Raw genomic sequence first — 17,877 nt, forward strand, 5'->3', positions numbered from 1 at the left:
GCCCTCCTACAAACGTACGTTCGTTTTTAAAACTATACATTAGTTATTCTTATATAAATCTTGATAAATTGCAAGTGTCAAATCAATTTTCAGTAGATAAATGCTTTTCATTTGAAATTTTTATTCGTATTATGATGCTCTTATGTGGTAAAATAATTTTAATGTCATTAAAGGATGTGGATTATATATGATGATTGTAATCATGTTAATACTAAGTTACCTCATTGGTGCTTTTCCAAGTGGCTATGTAATAGGTAAATTATTTTTCAAAAAAGATATTCGACAATTTGGTAGTGGCAACACCGGCGCAACAAATAGCTTTAGAGTACTAGGAAAACCTACTGGATTTTTAGTTACTTTTTTAGATATATTTAAAGGATTTATTGTGGTCTTTTTCCCACTATGGTTGCCTGTTCATGCGGAAGGTACAATTAGTACATTTTTCACAAATGGACTTATCGTAGGTGCTTTCGCGATTCTAGGTCATGTATATCCAGTTTATCTTGGTTTTAAAGGCGGCAAAGCCGTTGCTACAAGTGCTGGAGTCATACTAGGAGTTAATCCTGTCTTATTATTAATATTAGCAGTAATTTTCTTTGGAATATTATATTTAACAAAGTATGTATCACTCTCAAGTATCATTGCATCAATTTGTTGTGTTATCGGTGCATTATTAATTCGAGACTATATCCTCTTTGTTGTTAGTATTGGTGTAGGCGTACTACTGATAATTAGACACCGTACTAATATTGTAAGAATATTCAAAGGTGAAGAGCCTAAAATAAAATGGATGTAACTATTACAAAAGTCGCAGTATAAAAACAAATAAATTGTGTAAACAAACGCTAAGCTGGGACATTAAGATGTTTCCAGCTTTTTAACATTGTATCTATTATACTACGTAAATAACGTTTTATCATAGTATTTATATCGTTCATATTTTTGTAAATCATTTGTCGAAATTAATTGAAAAATTATGTTATACTACTTTTAACATTACTCAAAGTGGGTAATGTATAAATTACTAATTTAAAAATTAGTAATCAACGTTCATAAGTGAAATCTTATGAATCGAAAGGAGACTTTTATTATGGAAATAGAACTTTCAGATAATGCTGTATCTTGGTTTAAGGAAGAACTAGATTTACCAGAAGATGACAAAGTCTTACAATTCTTTGTACGTTATGGAGGGGAATTCCAACTAAAACAAGGATTTAGTCCTGCTTTCAGTGTAGACAAGAAAAATGATGTAGAAATTGGTTACGAAAACCATTACGATGGATTAGATGTCGTAATTGCTGAAAAAGATTTATGGTATTTTGAAGACCATAATTTATATATTGATGTTAGTAACAATATTGATGAAATTTCATATGCCACAAAATAAGCCATAAATTGTTCCAAGGTCTATCTAATTCCCTTGGCCTTTATTTTTGGAAATAAGCGCATGAAATCTTTATACATTTTAAATAAATCATGATAGATAGTAAAAAGCGTTCGGGTCTTACCCCAAACGCTTTTTTATTTCACTTAATTCTAGTTTGATTGCCATTTAACAACACATGCTCTCTTGCTTGTTTCACTGTGCTAGCCATTAAAACCTAAAACATGTCTTATATGCCTTTTATCACTTCTAAATCCTCGCCCGCTTTATTTCTTTCAGCAACTTCGCTATACACAGCGTGCCATTCAGGAAAATATTTATCTAATCGTATTGGCTTGAAGTCTTCTTTTTTAATACAAGTCAATGTAGTTGACCCTGTAGTTGCTAACTCTCCAGCTTCATTGTATATTTCATAGCAATATATAGATCGTAATCTAGAATATTTTTCAACCCATGTTTTGATTTTTACGGTTTCTGGATAAAAAATAGATTTGATATATTTTATGTCCAAATCAACAACTGGAGAGATGATACCCGAATCTTCCATGGCTTTATAACTAAAACCTAATTTAGAGATATAATCTGTACGAGCTACCTCAAACCACGTAGGATAATTACCATGATAAATCACACCCATTTGGTCAGTCTCTGAATACCGTGATTCAATTTGTGTCATACTGTAAATCATTATAAACGTCCTCTTTTCAATTATTCATCTTATATCTTTTTTACCATTAAATATTAACATAAAAAATTAAGTATAGCATTTTACTAGTTTATTCCTTAATAATACTCCAACAAAGTATCTATAACCTATACTATATGTACATCTTCAGATGTCTTCAACAACAGCTTTGAGGCTGAGACATATCTATGTATGCCCCAGCCTCATTTGAATCTTCATTATTAAATTAATGCTTCTAACTATAAAGTTATTCAGCTAATTTATTTCTTAATACTAATTGAAGAATACCACCATGACGGTAATAATCCATTTCAACATTAGAATCGAAACGAGCCATTGCTTCAAACTCTATTACTTCGCCATTTTCTTTCTTAGCTTGTACTTTTACAAGATCATGTGGTTTTACATTTTCATCAATATCTACTGAAATAACTTCAGTACCATCGATGCCAAGACTATCCGCAGATTCGCCTTCTTTGAATTGTAATGGTAAAACACCCATCATTACTAAGTTTGAACGGTGAATACGCTCATAACTCTGTGCGATAACTGTTTTAACACCTAATAAGTTTGTCCCTTTAGCTGCCCAGTCACGAGATGAACCCATTCCATAATCATTACCAGCTAAAACAACTAAACCTGTGCCATCTTCTTTATATTTCATAGCAGCATCAAATATTGACATTTGTTCACCTGTTGGCCAATAAGTTGTGAAACCACCTTCAGTACCTGGTGCTAATTGGTTTTTAATACGGATGTTCGCAAATGTACCACGTACCATTACTTCGTGGTTACCACGACGTGAACCATAAGAGTTAAATTGACGAATAGGAACACCATGTTCAAGTAAATATTTACCTGCAGGTGTATCTTTACCAATTGCACCTGCTGGTGAAATATGGTCAGTTGTTACTGAATCTCCAAATTTACCCATAACTCTTAAGTCTTTTAATGAATCAATAGTACCTGGTTCTTTAGAAAGACCTTGGAAGAATGAAGGATTTTGAATATAAGTTGATTCAGGATCAAAGTCATATAGTGGTTGATCCGTAACATCAATTTCATTCCACATTTCATTATTATTGTATACAGTTTCATATTCTTCTTTAAATAGTTTCGGAGTCACAACTGTATCAACAGTGTCTGAAACTTCTTTAATTGATGGCCAGATATCTTTTAGATAAACATCTTCTCCATCTTTACCTTTACCAAGTGGTTCATTTTGTAAATCGATATCCACAGTTCCTGCTAATGCATAGGCAACAACTAATTGTGGTGAAGCTAAGTAGTTAGCTTTAACTAATGGATGGATACGACCTTCAAAGTTACGGTTACCTGATAACACAGAAGAAACGAGCAAATCTTCATCAGCAATTGCTTTTTCAATTTCTTCTAGTAATGGACCAGAGTTCCCGATACAAGTTGTACAACCATAACCGACAAGGTTAAAGCCTAAATCATCCAGATATTCAGTTAAGCCTGAATCTCTTAAATATCCAGTAACAACTTTAGAACCTGGCGCTAATGATGTTTTAACATATTCAGGGACTTTTAATCCTTTTTCTACAGCTTTTTTAGCAACTAATCCAGCACCTAACATAACATATGGATTAGATGTATTTGTACATGACGTAATCGCTGCAATCGCTAAATCACCAGTTTTCATTGTAGTTGATGTACCATCTTTAAATTCGATTGTTGCCGTTTTATCGAATTCACTTTCATCAAAACCATGTCCTTGGTTACCTGCTGGCGCAGTAACTGATTTTTCAAATTCTTTCTTCATATCACTTAAGAAAATTAAATCTTGCGGACGTTTTGGTCCTGATAATGATGGTTCAACAGTAGATAAATCTAATTCAACTACATCAGTGTATTCAGGGTCTTCTTTTTCAACAGTGAAGAACATGCTGTTTTCTTCTAAATATTTTTTCACTAGATCTATTTGTTCATCAGTACGACCTGTTAAACGCATGTATTTTAATGCTTCTTCGTCTACAGGGAAGAAACCACAAGTAGCACCATATTCTGGAGCCATGTTAGCAATTGTTGCACGGTCTGCTAATGGTAAATGTTGTACACCTGGACCAAAGAACTCAACAAATTTCCCAACTACACCTTTTTTACGTAATTCTTGAGTTACACGTAAAGCTAAGTCTGTAGCAGTCGCACCTTGAGGCAACGCATTAGATAATCTAACACCGATTACTTCAGGAATTGGGAAATATGATGGTTGACCAAGCATACCAGCTTCGGCTTCAATACCACCTACACCCCAACCTAATACACCAAGACCATTAATCATTGTTGTATGTGAGTCAGTACCCACTAATGTATCAGGGAAAGCTACTGTTTCACCATCTACATCACGTGCATGTACAACATTAGCTAGATATTCCAAGTTTACTTGGTGAACGATACCAGTTGCTGGTGGTACAGCGCTGTAATTATTAAACGCTTTTGTAGCCCAATTTAAAAATTGATAACGTTCATAGTTTCTTTCAAACTCTAATTTCATATTACGCTCTAATGCGTCTGGATTTGCATAGCTATCAACTTGAACTGAGTGGTCAATAACTAAATCTACAGGTACTTCAGGATTAATTTTATTTAAATCTCCGCCTACATCATTCATTGCTTTACGTAACGACGCCAAGTCAACAACTGCAGGTACACCTGTAAAGTCTTGTAAGATAACACGAGAAGGTTTGAATGGTACTTCGCCTTCAGTGCCTTTAGTAAATTCTGATAACGCTTTAATATGTTCATCAGTAATTACAAAACCATCCTCTTGTCTTAATACAGATTCTAGTAATACTCTAATTGAATATGGCAATTTTGAAACTTTCGTTAAACCTTGTTCTTCTAAAGTGTTCAAATCATAAAAAGTATATGATTTGCCGTTTAACTCAAACGATTTTTTCGATTGCTGTTTAATATTAGAAGCCATATAAATCCCCCTTGAAATTTTTGTAATATATATGCCGTTATTTAAATTGTATAATTATATGTAATTTAAAACAACTAGCTAAAGTCAGAAACATCTATAATTTAGATTTGAATTTTCAATCAGTATGTATAAGCAAAACTTATCTTCACTCCAGTGTGTAATAAGTTATTATTATCAATTGAGAATCATTATCATCCTAATGTCATACATTTTCTCATTTTTTACACAAAAAAACTGAGCATCCAAATGGATACTCAGTTTTAAATTATAAAGTCTGTTTATTGATCATTTTTTTCTGCATTTCTAAGTGGTTTACGTTGTTCAATAATATCATCTTCATAATCTTCTTGTTGATGCTGTAAGTAATCTTGTAATCTATGTTTATTAGGTGTCAATGTTAAACCTAAGAATTTACGTTCTTGGTTAGCATCTTTATAGAATGAAATCATCATCATGATAACTACAAATGAGAATGGCAAGGCACTTATAATGGCGGCACTTTGAATTGCGTTAAGCGCCTCAGCACCATTTCCTCCACCTGCAAATAGTAATACAAAAGCGATTAATGATTGTGCTATACCCCATGTAACTTTGACTACGTTTGATGGCTCTAATGAACCATAAGTCGTTTGCATACCTAATACAAAAGTTGCAGAGTCAGCCGATGTAATAAAGAATGATGCAATTAATACTAAAGCAATGATAGATAATACCATACCCATTGGTATTTCATTAAACACTCCGAAAAGTTGAGTTTCAGCAGTCATATCGAATAATTCTGGTTTTTTCTTACCAGTTTCAATACCTAACACACCAAACACACTGAACCAAACGAAACTTACAAGCGCTGGTACTAGCAGTACGCCTCCTATAAATTCACGTATAGAACGTCCTTTAGATACACGTGCAATGAAAATGCCTACGAATGGGCTCCAGCTTAACCACCAACCCCAGTAGTAAAGTGTCCAACTAGACATCCATTCACGTTTTTGAGGATTTTGTGCTGCAGTGTCAAACGTATTTAATAAGAATGAGTTTAACAAACTACCTGCAGAGCTCGTCATCATATTTAAAATCAATACTGTTGGTCCAATAATAAGTACAGCAATCATCAAGATTGCACCTAAACTAATGTTTAAGTTACTTAAATATTGAATACCTTTACTTAATCCAGACCAAGCGCTCATAATAAATAGAATTGTTACTACTACTATGATTATCGCTTGTACCCAAACATTGTTTGGTATACCGAATAAATAATTAAGCCCACCATTAATTTGTAAGGCACCCATACCTAGTGATACGGCCACACCTACTACTGTAGCGAATACAGCAAGTACATCAATGATTGTCCCAATTGGGCCTTCAACTTTGTTACCTAAGATAGGACGTAATGTTCTTGAAATCAAACCTGGTTCGCCTTTTCTAAATTGGGCATAAGCTAGTGCTAATGCAACCACACCATATATTGCCCACGCATGGAATCCCCAATGGAAGAATGTTGAACGTAATGCTTCTGTATAAGCTGCTGTCGTTTTTGGTTCTGCATTTGGTGGAGCTGCAAAATCAGCCATTGGTTCTGCTGCACCATAGAATACAAGTCCAATCCCCATACCAGCACTGAATAACATTGCAAACCATGAAATTGTATTGAATTCAGGTTTGTCATTTGGTTTACCTAATTTTAATTTCCCAATAGGGCTAAAAATTAGAAATACACAGAAGAAAACTATAAACGTTGTAAGAATTAGGTAATACCATCCAAGTTTATCTGTAATCCATAGTTTAATCGTATTCGTAACATGATCAAATTGTCCCGGTAATACTGCACCGATAATAACCACGATTGCTACGATGATAGCACTATAGATAAAAACTGGAGATATCTTCTTACCATTAGGTTGGTTACTAGAAGAATTCATAATTAATTACTCCCTTTCTTATCATATTAAATTTTCAAGCCAAATAGAACTTTCATTTTTCAAAAAGATTCTATTTATGTATTAACCACGTATTAGAATAACAAAACAAAACGGTAATATCAAATTTCGTTAAAAAAACTATTCTCTTACTTTTAAATATATTGTATAATAATCTTTAAAATTAAATAAAAGGGAGTTAATCATATGTTTCAAGAGTTTAAAGAATTCGCATTAAAAGGCAATGTACTAGACTTAGCTGTAGCTGTAGTTATGGGCGCAGCATTCAACAAAATTGTTACAGCTTTAGTTTCATTCATTATCATGCCATTAATTGGGTTGATTTTTGGTACAGTTGATTTTGCTGAGAGCTGGTCATTCATGGGGATCAAATACGGTATGTTCGTTCAGTCAATCATAGACTTTATCATTATTGCTTTTGCGTTATTTATCTTTGTGAAAATTGCTAATACGCTAATGAGAAAAGAAGAAGAAGAAGAAATCGAAGAAAATACTGTATTACTTACTGAAATTCGTGATTTATTACGTGAAAAAAATTAATTAAAATACTAAAAAACGAGAGTCCTAGCAGAATGACAACTACTAGAACTCTTTTTATTTAGCTTATTTTATTGGATTTTCACACATTATATATTATTTTGAGCAACTTCGGCATATATTATTTAAGTACATTATTGTTTCTTAAAAGTAGTCGTACTTTGATATTGTTCCGTAACTACTTCTAAAATGAGAGGAATTCTTTGTTTCAATTCACTTACATGTGAAATGATTCCTACCATTCTCCCTGTGGATTTTAAACTTAACAGTGTATCTAAAGCTGTTTCTAAAGTTTCTTGGTCTAATGTCCCAAATCCCTCATCGACGAACATAGAATCTAATGCAATACCACCTGATTCTTGTTGAACTATTTCACTTAAACCTAAAGCTAAAGCTAACGAAGCTTGGAAAGTTTCTCCTCCAGACAATGAACTGATGTGCCTAGATTGGTTAGAGTGCGCATCAAACACATCAATCTCAAGTCCACTGTATCCTTGTGAAACTTGTGATCTACGTGTCAATTGATACCGTTGACCTGTCATTAAAGATAAACGTTGATTAGCTTGAGCTAAAATTCTTTCTAAATAATAAATTAACACATAATTTTCTAATGTTAATTTTTGTTCATTTTTCCCTGCTAGAATTTCTGCTAATTGAAAAACTTCTTGTTGTGTTTTTAATTCACTTTCTAAGTTACCAATTATCTCTCTAATTTCACTAATTTTTTTATTATTAAACGCAATTTTATATTCATGTTGACTCAATTCAGTAGCGATTAATTCAAACGCTTGTTGTTGTTGTTCAAAAACTTCCATTAGATGTTGAGTATCTTCTAACTTTTTACCGGAAAGCTCTGCTTTCAATTGTGAGATTACCACTTCAAAAGATTGTTTTGATTTATTAAATTCAGTTATTTCATTTTCTAGTGATTCTTTTTCACTAACTTTAGAAACTGTATTATATACTTGTTCTAAATCCGTAAAACCAATACGCTTCATTTCATCATCAATTTTCGCACTTACATTTTTAATTTCTTGTTCAATTTCCGATGAATTATTACTTAAATGATTTTTATTATTTTGTTCTATAGCAAATTCACTCTTATATTGTTGTATATTATTCTCCAACGCACCCAAGTTTTTTTCATATTTTTCAATTTCACTTTGATTATTTTCAAAAACTTCTATAAAAGTATCGACGTCAGTATAACCTGTAGTGTTTTCAAAATCATTTATAGTAATTTCATTTTGCTTTAGATTATGTTGTTTAGTTTTTTTATCTAATTCTAATTGATGATACTGTTGTTCATATTGTTGTTGTAATTCCTTTAATTCAACAATCGCTTCATTTTCCTTTTCAATGATCTGTTTTTGTTCTGTTTTTTTCTTAACTTCCACCTCAAGTTCTTGATAATTTATATTTTCTAATTTCTCTTTATCAAATTTTGCCAACTGTTCTTCTATATAATTCAGTTCGCTTTCAACTTTAATTTTATCTTCAGTTTTATCGTTTTTCTCTCGTTCTAACTGTGCGAGACTCTGATGACGTGCAGTTAAATCATCAAAATCGATATGTTGCGTTATAGTATGTACTTGATTACCACAAATTGGACAAGTGTCGCCAACATTTATTGCTGATTGCAAAGTACTAATCAAATCTTGCTTATTATTTAAATCTATACTTGTTTTATCTATTTTTTTATAAGCATTCGTTAGCTGTTGAAGTTCATCAGATAACTTTTTACTGTCATTGGCTTTTTGCTGTTTTCTTTCTTGTAATTGTCTGTATTCTTTTTTATCGAGTTCATTTTGTTTTAGCACTGTAACTTCATTTTTCAACTTGTAAATTGTTTCATTCACTTGTTCTACTTTCTTATAGTTCGGTACTCTACCGTTTATTTTTCCCTTTATTTCTTCTAATTGCTTTATCTGTAGGTCTATTTCTGTTTGAAGTGATATAAAACCTTCTTGAAGTGATCGTTGATCTTCATATGCCGCTTTGTACTTCTGGGATCTTTCAAAGAAAAGTTTTGTCTTTTCAATAAAGTTTTTACTATCTGTTATTTTATCTGAGTCATTTTTATGAGCTTCTAACTGTTCATCTGCTTTTTCTATTTGAGTTTCAAGTTCTGAAATATTTTTTATTTTCTTATTGATATCTTCTTTTATTTTTTGTTGTTTTGCATATAATTCGTCTTTAGATTCTAATAAATGAGCAATTGGTCTTACCTCATTAATTGCATTCAAACGATTGATTTTTTCATTTATATTATTTTCTTGTGTTAATAGTCTTTCATAATTTCGCTGATTTTCTTCCAATTTATTTAATGTTTCTTCTAATTTTTGGTTGTTTTTCAAACAAGTTTCAGCATCATTTAACTTAGTTTTATACTCAACCTTTTGTTGTTTTAATTTATTATGAATATATTCCGCTTTTTCATCAAACATATTTAATACTTCAAGCACTTGATTTGTTTGTCTTGGATTAATAGCTTTATTCTCAATTAATGTTTCATCGTTGAACGTTTCTAAATCTAGCCAATTTTTTTCTAACAAATGATATTTTTGTTCAATTTGCCCTCTAACTTCTTTAACATCTTCGGATAAGTATTTTTGTATTTCTTCAAATCGCTGACTATTAAAGAGTGTTCTTAATATTTCTTGTTTCTCAGAACTTTTTGATAATAAAAATCTTTTAAATTCTCCTTGAGGTAAGATAAATAACTGCCTAAATTGCTCAGCGTTAACTCCCAATAATTCTTTAATAAATTGATTGCCATTCGTTATTTTACTTTCTCTAAGCTCATACTTTTCAGTTTCCATTTCATACACAGCAAGTTGACCAAGTGTTTTATTTTTATTACCTTCTTTAACAAAAGCCCCTTGTCTTTTTATTTTGAAATATTGGTTTCTTAATTTGAATTCAAATTCTACTACCATAGGCAACTTACTTTCAGCAAAATGACTTCTCAAATCACTTTCTTTTCTATCTTTTGTAGAAGCTTCTCCAAATAAAGCGTAAACAATGGCATCAAAAATCATAGTTTTTCCTGAACCAGTTTTACCACTAATTAGAAACAATTGGTTATGATTCACATAATTAAAATCAATTGTTTCATCTAAAAAAGGACCAAAATTATTTAATTTAAGTGTTATTGGTCTCATTTATTTAGAACCTCCTTCTAACATTGTACGCATCACATACTCAATTTTTTCTTTTTGGTTTGTTGTTAATTGTTCATCAGTTATACTTTGATAAAAATTATCTATTATAGTCCCATCATCAAGCTTTTGTATTTCTATATTTTCGTGATGCATCGATGTATTAAATTCAAAGGTTTGATTAGTTAATGCTAGTGTATTTGGATAAATTTGTTTTAAATGCATCATTGGATCATTCACATGTGACATATGCTTTAATTTAAAATGCATATAGTTTTCTTTATTTTTTACTTCTAATTTTTCTTGTATTGCATCCTCATAATCACCTTCTATTACTTCCAGTTGTCTTAAAGGTTTTAAAGGTATAAATTTATCTTTTATGTCATTTTCATTTATTGCAATCACTCTATAACCTTTGGGTTGATTCACTTCTGAAAATGAATATTGTAATATAGATCCACTATAATTTATAAAATTTGATTCAATACTAAATGGGTGATGTAAATGACCTAATAGTACTCTATCAAATTGCTGAAACATATTCTCTTCTACTGATTCTACCGTACCAATAGTTAATGGTCTCTCGGAATCTGAACGTATGCCACCTTGTACCGTTAAGTGACCAATGAACATATTGATTCTATGCTCATTTATTACTTCATTCATTTGACTCAAAGCATGTCCAAGTGCCTGCTGAGGTGTTTCAATTTCTTCATTATCGAAGTAGTATTGCATCTCATTTATTGTTGCATATGGTAATGTATAAAAATCGACACCACCTATTGAAATAGGATTTTGCATATCATTTAAACTCGTGCGAATATACATATTCGATTTTTCAAACCATTTAGCACCATAATTCAATCTTTCTTTACTATCGTGATTACCACTAATTAAAATTAATGGAATCTTCATTTCAAGATTCAAGATATCAATCGTATGCTCCAACAATTGAATCGCATTTTTATTAGGATAACTCGTGTCATATAAATCTCCAGCAACGACAATTACATCAGGTCTTTCTTCTCGCATCGCTTCAATAAATTGTTCCAATATGTATGATTGATCTTCTAATAATGATTTACCATTTAAAATTCTACCTAAATGCCAATCTGCTGTATGTACAATTTTCATTTCAACACTCCTCTAAAGAACATTTGTTCGCTACTTATTATATTATCTCCTATTATACTTCAAGCATATAAAAAATGAAGCAATAATTATAGCAATCTTATTTCATAAGATGTCATAGCCTCCCCGATATAGATTGCTAGGATGATATGAATAAAAGCACTACCTGAACTAACGATTATTTAATGATTAAGGCTGAGACAATTAATTTGTCCCAGCCTCGTGTATAACTTATTGAATTAAAGTTTTTTTCACCTTTTTATATTTGTATAACATCGCTAAACGCCAAGGTACAATCATACAAAATGCAAGTAGGAAAAACATTCCTGCAATTTCGCCAGGATCTATCTGATTACTTATAAAAATTTTAATTATTGTACGTATTAAGAGTAATGTTATAAGAATTATTGGAAAGGCTTTTGAACGTTTCATATAAATTTCACTACCTTGCGTTTCAAACCTAGATGTCCAAATCAAAATTGTAGAAAATAAAACACCTAGAATAATACATTCTACTATTTCAAAACCTGTTAACCTAAAATACGGAACGACGTACATTAATGCCCCCGTTGCCATAAAAAAAGGAGGTAATATAATTTTCTTTTCATTTACTGGAAAGTGTTGTGCTTTCATTCGCACAATTATAACACCTATTCCCATTAGAAAGGCAAATACAATGGAAAATATTAAATACAACATGCTTACACCTACTTTAAGTTTCTACAAGATGATATTCACTTTGGTTAGTATATCATTTAAATAAATAATAATCAGTATTTGTACGTTCCTTTTTATTTACTATTAACCAATAGCACATATATTATATCTTAGTATTTTTTAAATTACTAAGAAAATAATTGCAGATCATTCGAATATCATAGTTAAACACAAATAAAAATACGATAAGATAAGCCTTTTTAAAAGCTCATCTTATCGTACTTTTATTTAAAAAGCATGTGTCTGGTTACATGCCGATAATGCATCATTTAAAGTGTATCTAAGATAATTCATATCATGAATTTGCATTGCATTATGATATTTCTTAAATGCCTCATCGGTCGGAAAGTTAATATGCATATTTGCTAGTCGATCAAGTACTTCTTTATCTTCCATGTCATAAGCATCCTTCACTTATCGATACCTCCCTTATATATACATTATAACAAACCACATTTTAGAATCAATTATTTTCTGAATATTTAAATAAATTGATACAGCTATAACATTATATAAACTGAATGCCAATATACTTTCATTTACCAAATCATCAAAATTTCATTTTATTATTTACTTTTCTATAAATATGAATATTTAACTGATAGTATTTATATTACTTACTTAAAATCAATTTAAAAATTCATGTATATAAGCTTACTCAATTTTATGTATAAAGCTATTTAAAAAACACAGACAGCATGTGAATATACAAATTACAAACAGAGCAATGATATTTTTATCTATTTACTTACGAAAATTTGTGTAATCAAATAATAAAAATCGAGAAATTTATTTTAGAAACAGGAAATAATATATTCCATATACACATAAAAACAGCATTAAACTGATTATTGAAGCTAAAACCATTTTAATACTAATTTGGACATTGATTTTATTAACTACAAAAGAACATAAAAACACTGCAATAAAGCAACTTAATCTTAATAAAAAACTATCTAACTGCAACATAATAACTCCTCCTATCTTACCGATAATATCACCAGCAAATATAGATATTTCCGTACTAGCGAGGTTAAACATAGTACTGCAATTAGTTCAATTAAGTGAGTCTGCTACACTACCAATTTTTTATAACTATTAATGCGACCCTTTTCGACAACTTTTTGTTTAAAGTTTGCCTCTTGTATTAAAGACTGAACTAACAATTGGTCACCTAATGTTTTATAAATTAATATTCACAATTAATATTATATCGCGCAATATTAAAGGTGTCATTTTAGATTCAAAGAAACATTATCTATTCTTATCTGGAACATATGACTTCCTAGTCGTCTTCACCACTACTAAATTATCATTTAATTAGTTCAAACTCGTAGTCATTTTAATCCTATGTGTTATAGTTTGGCCTTTTGTTATAAATTCATAATCCAATAAAAATAAGGGCTAACAACTACTCAATATAAGTAGCTGTCAGCCCTTTATTTATGCGCTATTTCTTTTTATTTCTTTTTCTTCATAGCGTCTTCCTGATTTTTATTCATCATCGTCATCATTTGATTAATTTTCTTTTGAGATGGTTTTTGACCCATTTGCATCATCATCATACGTAGCATTTCTTCATTAATTGGTGGGTTCTTTTTAAGATAATCCATCATATATTTTCTTGCAAGGAAAAATCCACCGACTAATCCTAGAATTAGTGCTAACACGATTAATAATATTGCTAACCAAGTTGCCATTGTTTCACCCACTTTCCTATCCTAATGAATTTTACTAAAATTAGTGCCCCTTTTCAAGAGCAACTCAATTAATATAGTGTTTCGACTTATGTATTATACCAATTAAAAATTAACTTTGTAAATATAAGTATATTTTTATTTCTAAAAATAAAAATTGGTATGAGAACCTAGGCTCTCATACCAACAAATTAAGCTTAGTTACATAAATTAAAATGTTTGAATTTGATTCAATACATTTTCTTTTGTGAAGCCATATTTTTCAACAACTAAGTCTCCAGGCGCACTTGCACCGAAACCGTCGATACCAATCACTTTACCTTCAGTACCTACATATTTATGCCAACCAAGTGGTGAAGCCATTTCAATTGCTACACGTTTAGTAATTGATGATGGAATTACTGCTTCTTTATATTCAGCAGTTTGTTGATCGAACGCATTCCAGTTTGGCATAGAAACAACACGTACGCCTTTACCTTGTGCTTCTAAATCTTTAGCCGCTTCAATTGCTAAGTTAACTTCAGAACCAGTAGCTAATAATAAGAATTCTGGCTCTTTGTCTGATTCGAATACGACATATGCACCTTTACGTACGCCTTCTTCTACAGTTTCTTTCGGTAAATCCATAGTAGTAAGATTTTGACGCGTTAATACAAGTGATGTCGGTGTATTTTCAGATTCTAATGCTACTTCCCAAGCTACACGAGTTTCGTTACCATCCGCTGGACGAATAACATTCATGTTTGGAATGGCACGTAATCCAGCTAATTGTTCAATTGGTTCATGTGTAGGACCATCTTCCCCAACTGCAATTGAATCATGTGTAAAGATAAACGTTGAGTTTAATCCCATGATTGATGAAAGACGTAATGCTGGTTTTAGGTAGTCACTGAACACGAAGAAAGTTGCGCCATAAGGGTGTAAACCGCCATGTGCAGCCATACCATTCACTGCAGCACCCATTGCAAATTCACGAACACCAAACCAAATATTTTTACCTTCTGGTGTATCTTTATCAAAATCTGTCGCATCTTTGACATTTGATTTATTTGAACCAGCTAAGTCAGCTGAACCACCAAAGAATGAAGGTACAGTTTTACTTAAAGTTTGAATTACTTCACCAGAGTCAGCACGTGAAGCACCACTATGCCCAGCTTCAAAGTGTGGTAACTCATCTCTATAGTTTTCTGGTAATTTACCACTGATAGCCAATTTAAATTCTTCAGCTAATTCAGGATATTTATTACTATATTCTTCAACAAGTTTATTCCATGCTTCTTCTTTTTCGTTAGCACGTTTCAACATACTTTGTTGGAAAATTTCATAAACTTCTTCTGGAACATTGAAACGTTTTTCAGGGTCTAAACCATAGTTTTCAAGCGCTAATTTTCTTTCATCTTCACCAAGAGGTGCACCGTGAACACCATGTGAAGCTTGTTTATTAGGCGCACCATAACCAATAATTGTTTTAATTTCAATAATTGTTGGTACATCTTGAGATTTAGCTTCTTCAATCGCTTTATCAATTGCGTCTAAATCATTACCTTCTTCAACTAAAATGTGTTTCCAACCATAGGCTTCAAAACGACCCTTAACATCTTCAGAAAAGGCTTTATTTAAATCTCCATCTAGTGAGATATCATTTGAATCATATAAAACAATCAATTTGTCTAATTGGTTATGCCCTGCTAATGAAGCTGCTTCGTGAGAAATACCTTCCATTAAGTCACCATCTGAAGCAAGTACATATGTGTAATGGTCAACTACTTTAGCATCTTCTTTATTAAATTTACCTGCTAAATGCTTTTCAGCCATAGCCATACCAACAGACATAGCAAAACCTTGTCCAAGTGGACCAGTTGTAACTTCTACACCATCAGTGTGTTTGAACTCAGGATGTCCTGGTGTTTTAGAACCCCATTGTCTAAATTCTTTTAATTCTTCTAATTCTAAACTTCCTGAAACATGTAATAAGCTATATAATAACGCAGAACCATGTCCAGCTGATAATACAAAACGATCTCTGTCAAAGAAATCTTTTGATTGGGGATTAAAATTCAAGTGACGTGTCCATAATGTGTATGCCATAGGAGCAGCGCCCATTGGTAATCCAGGGTGTCCTGAATTTGCTTGTTCAACTGCATCGATACTTAGTGCTCTAATCGTATCTACCGCTAATTGATCTTTTTCTTTATTCATCTAAATGACTTCCTTTCTTCTAGCAAGTTTCTATCTTATTATACCTTATTTGGTATCTATTTAACAAAAAATTGATTTAGTTTTTATCTTCTTTATTTTTAGAATCTAATATATTTTTCACTTTATCAGGCGTTACATCGTTTCCTTCAGGATCTATGACTCTTGTACTTTCAATTTGCTGCTTAAATTTTTCTCTAAATGAATCTAAGTAAGCTTTTCTCAATTTAGATTGTTCTTTAGCTTCTTTTTCAGTCAATCCTTTTTCTTTTTTCTTTTTTGCTAATTCATTGATGCGTTGTAAATCTACACCGTCTTTATCAGCCATAATAAACCTCCGATATTATTTATATAAAAAATATAACAAAAAAATGAACGAAACTAAATTGTTTCGCTCACAAAAACACCATTATATTAACATTTCTATTCACTAAAGTTTACGCCACTAAAAACTATTAGTGAACAGCTGCCATCACTTGCTGTGAAGTTTGTTCGCTTTGTAGTTTAGTTTCATCATTACTCTGTTCGCCATTTACTGATTGGCTTGTCATTTGATGGTCAGTCATTTCGTACGTCTGTTCTGAATTTGCACTATTGTGAGCACTTAATATAAATAAGGCGCAAAGCACCATTGTCACTACCAAAACTATAATATAAGACTTTATTTGCGATTTATAGTTCTTCATCATTCATAACCACTCCTAGAACGTTTGTTTGTATAGTTACTTTATCAGAACATCTGTTCTGTGTCAACAACCAAACGAACAAACGTTTGTAAAAACGCGATAAGCATGCTATAATTAAGTTAAATTAAATTAGGGAGTGCCTATTATGAGAGAGTTAACTAAACGACAAAATGAAATTTTTGAATATATCAAGCAAACCGTCCAATCCAAAGGGTATCCACCAAGCGTTAGAGAAATTGGAGAAGCTGTTGGATTAGCCTCTAGTTCAACAGTTCATGGCCATCTATCTAGATTAGAGGAAAAAGGTTACATTAGAAGAGACCCAACTAAGCCTCGTGCCATTGAAATTGTGTCAGAACAATTAGGTGAATCTATTAATATGGAAGAAACAATCCACGTTCCTGTTATAGGGAAAGTAACTGCAGGTGTACCTATTTCTGCGGTTGAAAATGTTGAAGAATACTTTCCATTACCAGAACATTTCACTTCAACCCACAATAGTGATATATTCATCTTAAACGTTGTTGGTGATAGTATGATTGAAGCTGGTATTCTTGATGGAGATAAAGTTATCGTAAGAAGTCAAACTATTGCAGAGAACGGCGATATTATCGTTGCGATGACAGAAGAGAATGAAGCGACTGTTAAACGTTTTTATAAAGAAAAAACGCGCTATCGTTTGCAACCGGAAAATAGCACAATGGGACCAATTTATCTTGATAATGTAACCGTATTAGGAAAAGTGGTTGGATTATTTAGAGAAATGTAATTGATATTTCGACTCTAATGCTAA

At 31.7% G+C, this 17,877-nt stretch carries 15 protein-coding genes; 4 read left to right on the plus strand and 11 right to left on the minus strand.

Going from position 1 to position 17,877, the window contains the following annotated elements; all coding sequences use genetic code 11:
- Window positions 1-187 precede the first annotated feature (187 nt).
- Both plsY and LG295_RS07940 read left to right on the plus strand, forming a co-directional pair.
- A complete protein-coding gene (plsY, locus tag LG295_RS07935; protein WP_017724388.1) occupies window positions 188-796 on the plus strand; it encodes a glycerol-3-phosphate 1-O-acyltransferase PlsY in 609 nt (202 codons plus the stop codon).
- A 294-nt stretch (window positions 797-1,090) separates the two neighbouring features.
- On the plus strand, window positions 1,091-1,387 hold the full coding sequence (locus LG295_RS07940; RefSeq protein WP_107531526.1) for a HesB/YadR/YfhF family protein: 297 nt from the start codon (window positions 1,091-1,093) through the stop codon (window positions 1,385-1,387).
- Between the two features lie 226 nt (window positions 1,388-1,613).
- Here LG295_RS07940 and menI read toward each other — a convergent pair whose 3' ends face one another.
- The 3 genes from menI to LG295_RS07955 all read right to left on the minus strand — a co-directional run bounded on the left by menI (window position 1,614) and on the right by LG295_RS07955 (window position 6,941).
- On the minus strand, window positions 1,614-2,072 hold the full coding sequence (menI, locus tag LG295_RS07945; protein ID WP_107558643.1) for a 1,4-dihydroxy-2-naphthoyl-CoA hydrolase MenI: 459 nt from the start codon (window positions 2,070-2,072) through the stop codon (window positions 1,614-1,616).
- Window positions 2,073-2,316: 244 nt separating this feature from the next.
- Window positions 2,317-5,019, minus strand: coding sequence for an aconitate hydratase AcnA (gene acnA / locus LG295_RS07950; protein ID WP_107531524.1), 2,703 nt, complete (start codon window positions 5,017-5,019; stop codon window positions 2,317-2,319).
- A gap of 278 nt (window positions 5,020-5,297) precedes the next feature.
- Window positions 5,298-6,941, minus strand: coding sequence for a BCCT family transporter (locus LG295_RS07955; protein ID WP_107531523.1), 1,644 nt, complete (start codon window positions 6,939-6,941; stop codon window positions 5,298-5,300).
- 204 nt (window positions 6,942-7,145) lie between these two features.
- Here LG295_RS07955 and mscL point away from each other — a divergent pair, with 204 nt between their 5' ends.
- Window positions 7,146-7,499, plus strand: a complete 354-nt coding sequence (mscL, locus tag LG295_RS07960) for a large conductance mechanosensitive channel protein MscL (protein ID WP_107531522.1) — start codon at window positions 7,146-7,148, stop codon at window positions 7,497-7,499.
- A 131-nt stretch (window positions 7,500-7,630) separates the two neighbouring features.
- On the opposite strand, the gene sbcC is transcribed toward mscL, so the two are convergent.
- From sbcC to sosA, 8 genes are all read right to left on the minus strand, one after another.
- Entirely contained in the window at window positions 7,631-10,660 is a 3,030-nt protein-coding gene (sbcC, locus tag LG295_RS07965; RefSeq protein WP_404475624.1) for an exonuclease subunit SbcC, read from the minus strand.
- Window positions 10,661-11,791: an exonuclease subunit SbcD gene (gene sbcD / locus LG295_RS07970; RefSeq protein ID WP_107531352.1), complete on the minus strand. Its 1,131-nt coding sequence runs from the start codon at window positions 11,789-11,791 to the stop codon at window positions 10,661-10,663. It abuts the gene before it with no gap.
- A gap of 228 nt (window positions 11,792-12,019) precedes the next feature.
- On the minus strand, window positions 12,020-12,487 hold the full coding sequence (locus LG295_RS07975; RefSeq protein WP_325999048.1) for a CcdC protein domain-containing protein: 468 nt from the start codon (window positions 12,485-12,487) through the stop codon (window positions 12,020-12,022).
- A gap of 246 nt (window positions 12,488-12,733) precedes the next feature.
- A complete protein-coding gene (locus LG295_RS07980; protein ID WP_029377392.1) occupies window positions 12,734-12,919 on the minus strand; it encodes a hypothetical protein in 186 nt (61 codons plus the stop codon).
- A 1,046-nt stretch (window positions 12,920-13,965) separates the two neighbouring features.
- On the minus strand, window positions 13,966-14,205 hold the full coding sequence (locus LG295_RS07985; RefSeq protein WP_017724378.1) for a YneF family protein: 240 nt from the start codon (window positions 14,203-14,205) through the stop codon (window positions 13,966-13,968).
- Window positions 14,206-14,412: 207 nt separating this feature from the next.
- Complete coding sequence (tkt, locus tag LG295_RS07990) at window positions 14,413-16,401, minus strand: transketolase (RefSeq protein ID WP_107531354.1); 1,989 nt, start codon at window positions 16,399-16,401, stop codon at window positions 14,413-14,415.
- Between the two features lie 76 nt (window positions 16,402-16,477).
- Window positions 16,478-16,726 carry a DUF896 domain-containing protein gene (locus LG295_RS07995; RefSeq protein ID WP_107531355.1) on the minus strand — a complete coding sequence of 83 codons (249 nt, stop codon included), beginning with the start codon at window positions 16,724-16,726 and terminating at the stop codon, window positions 16,478-16,480.
- A gap of 127 nt (window positions 16,727-16,853) precedes the next feature.
- Entirely contained in the window at window positions 16,854-17,087 is a 234-nt protein-coding gene (sosA, locus tag LG295_RS08000; RefSeq protein ID WP_107531356.1) for a DNA damage-induced cell division inhibitor SosA, read from the minus strand.
- A 142-nt stretch (window positions 17,088-17,229) separates the two neighbouring features.
- Here sosA and lexA point away from each other — a divergent pair, with 142 nt between their 5' ends.
- The gene (gene lexA / locus LG295_RS08005) at window positions 17,230-17,853 is read left to right on the plus strand and encodes a transcriptional repressor LexA (protein WP_122065235.1); all 624 of its coding nucleotides are present in this window, start codon (window positions 17,230-17,232) and stop codon (window positions 17,851-17,853) included.
- Window positions 17,854-17,877 lie beyond the last annotated feature (24 nt).

Origin of the sequence: Staphylococcus pseudoxylosus (assembly GCF_044794325.1) — a bacterium.
In the GTDB taxonomy this organism is placed as follows: Bacteria; Bacillota; Bacilli; order Staphylococcales; family Staphylococcaceae; genus Staphylococcus; species Staphylococcus pseudoxylosus.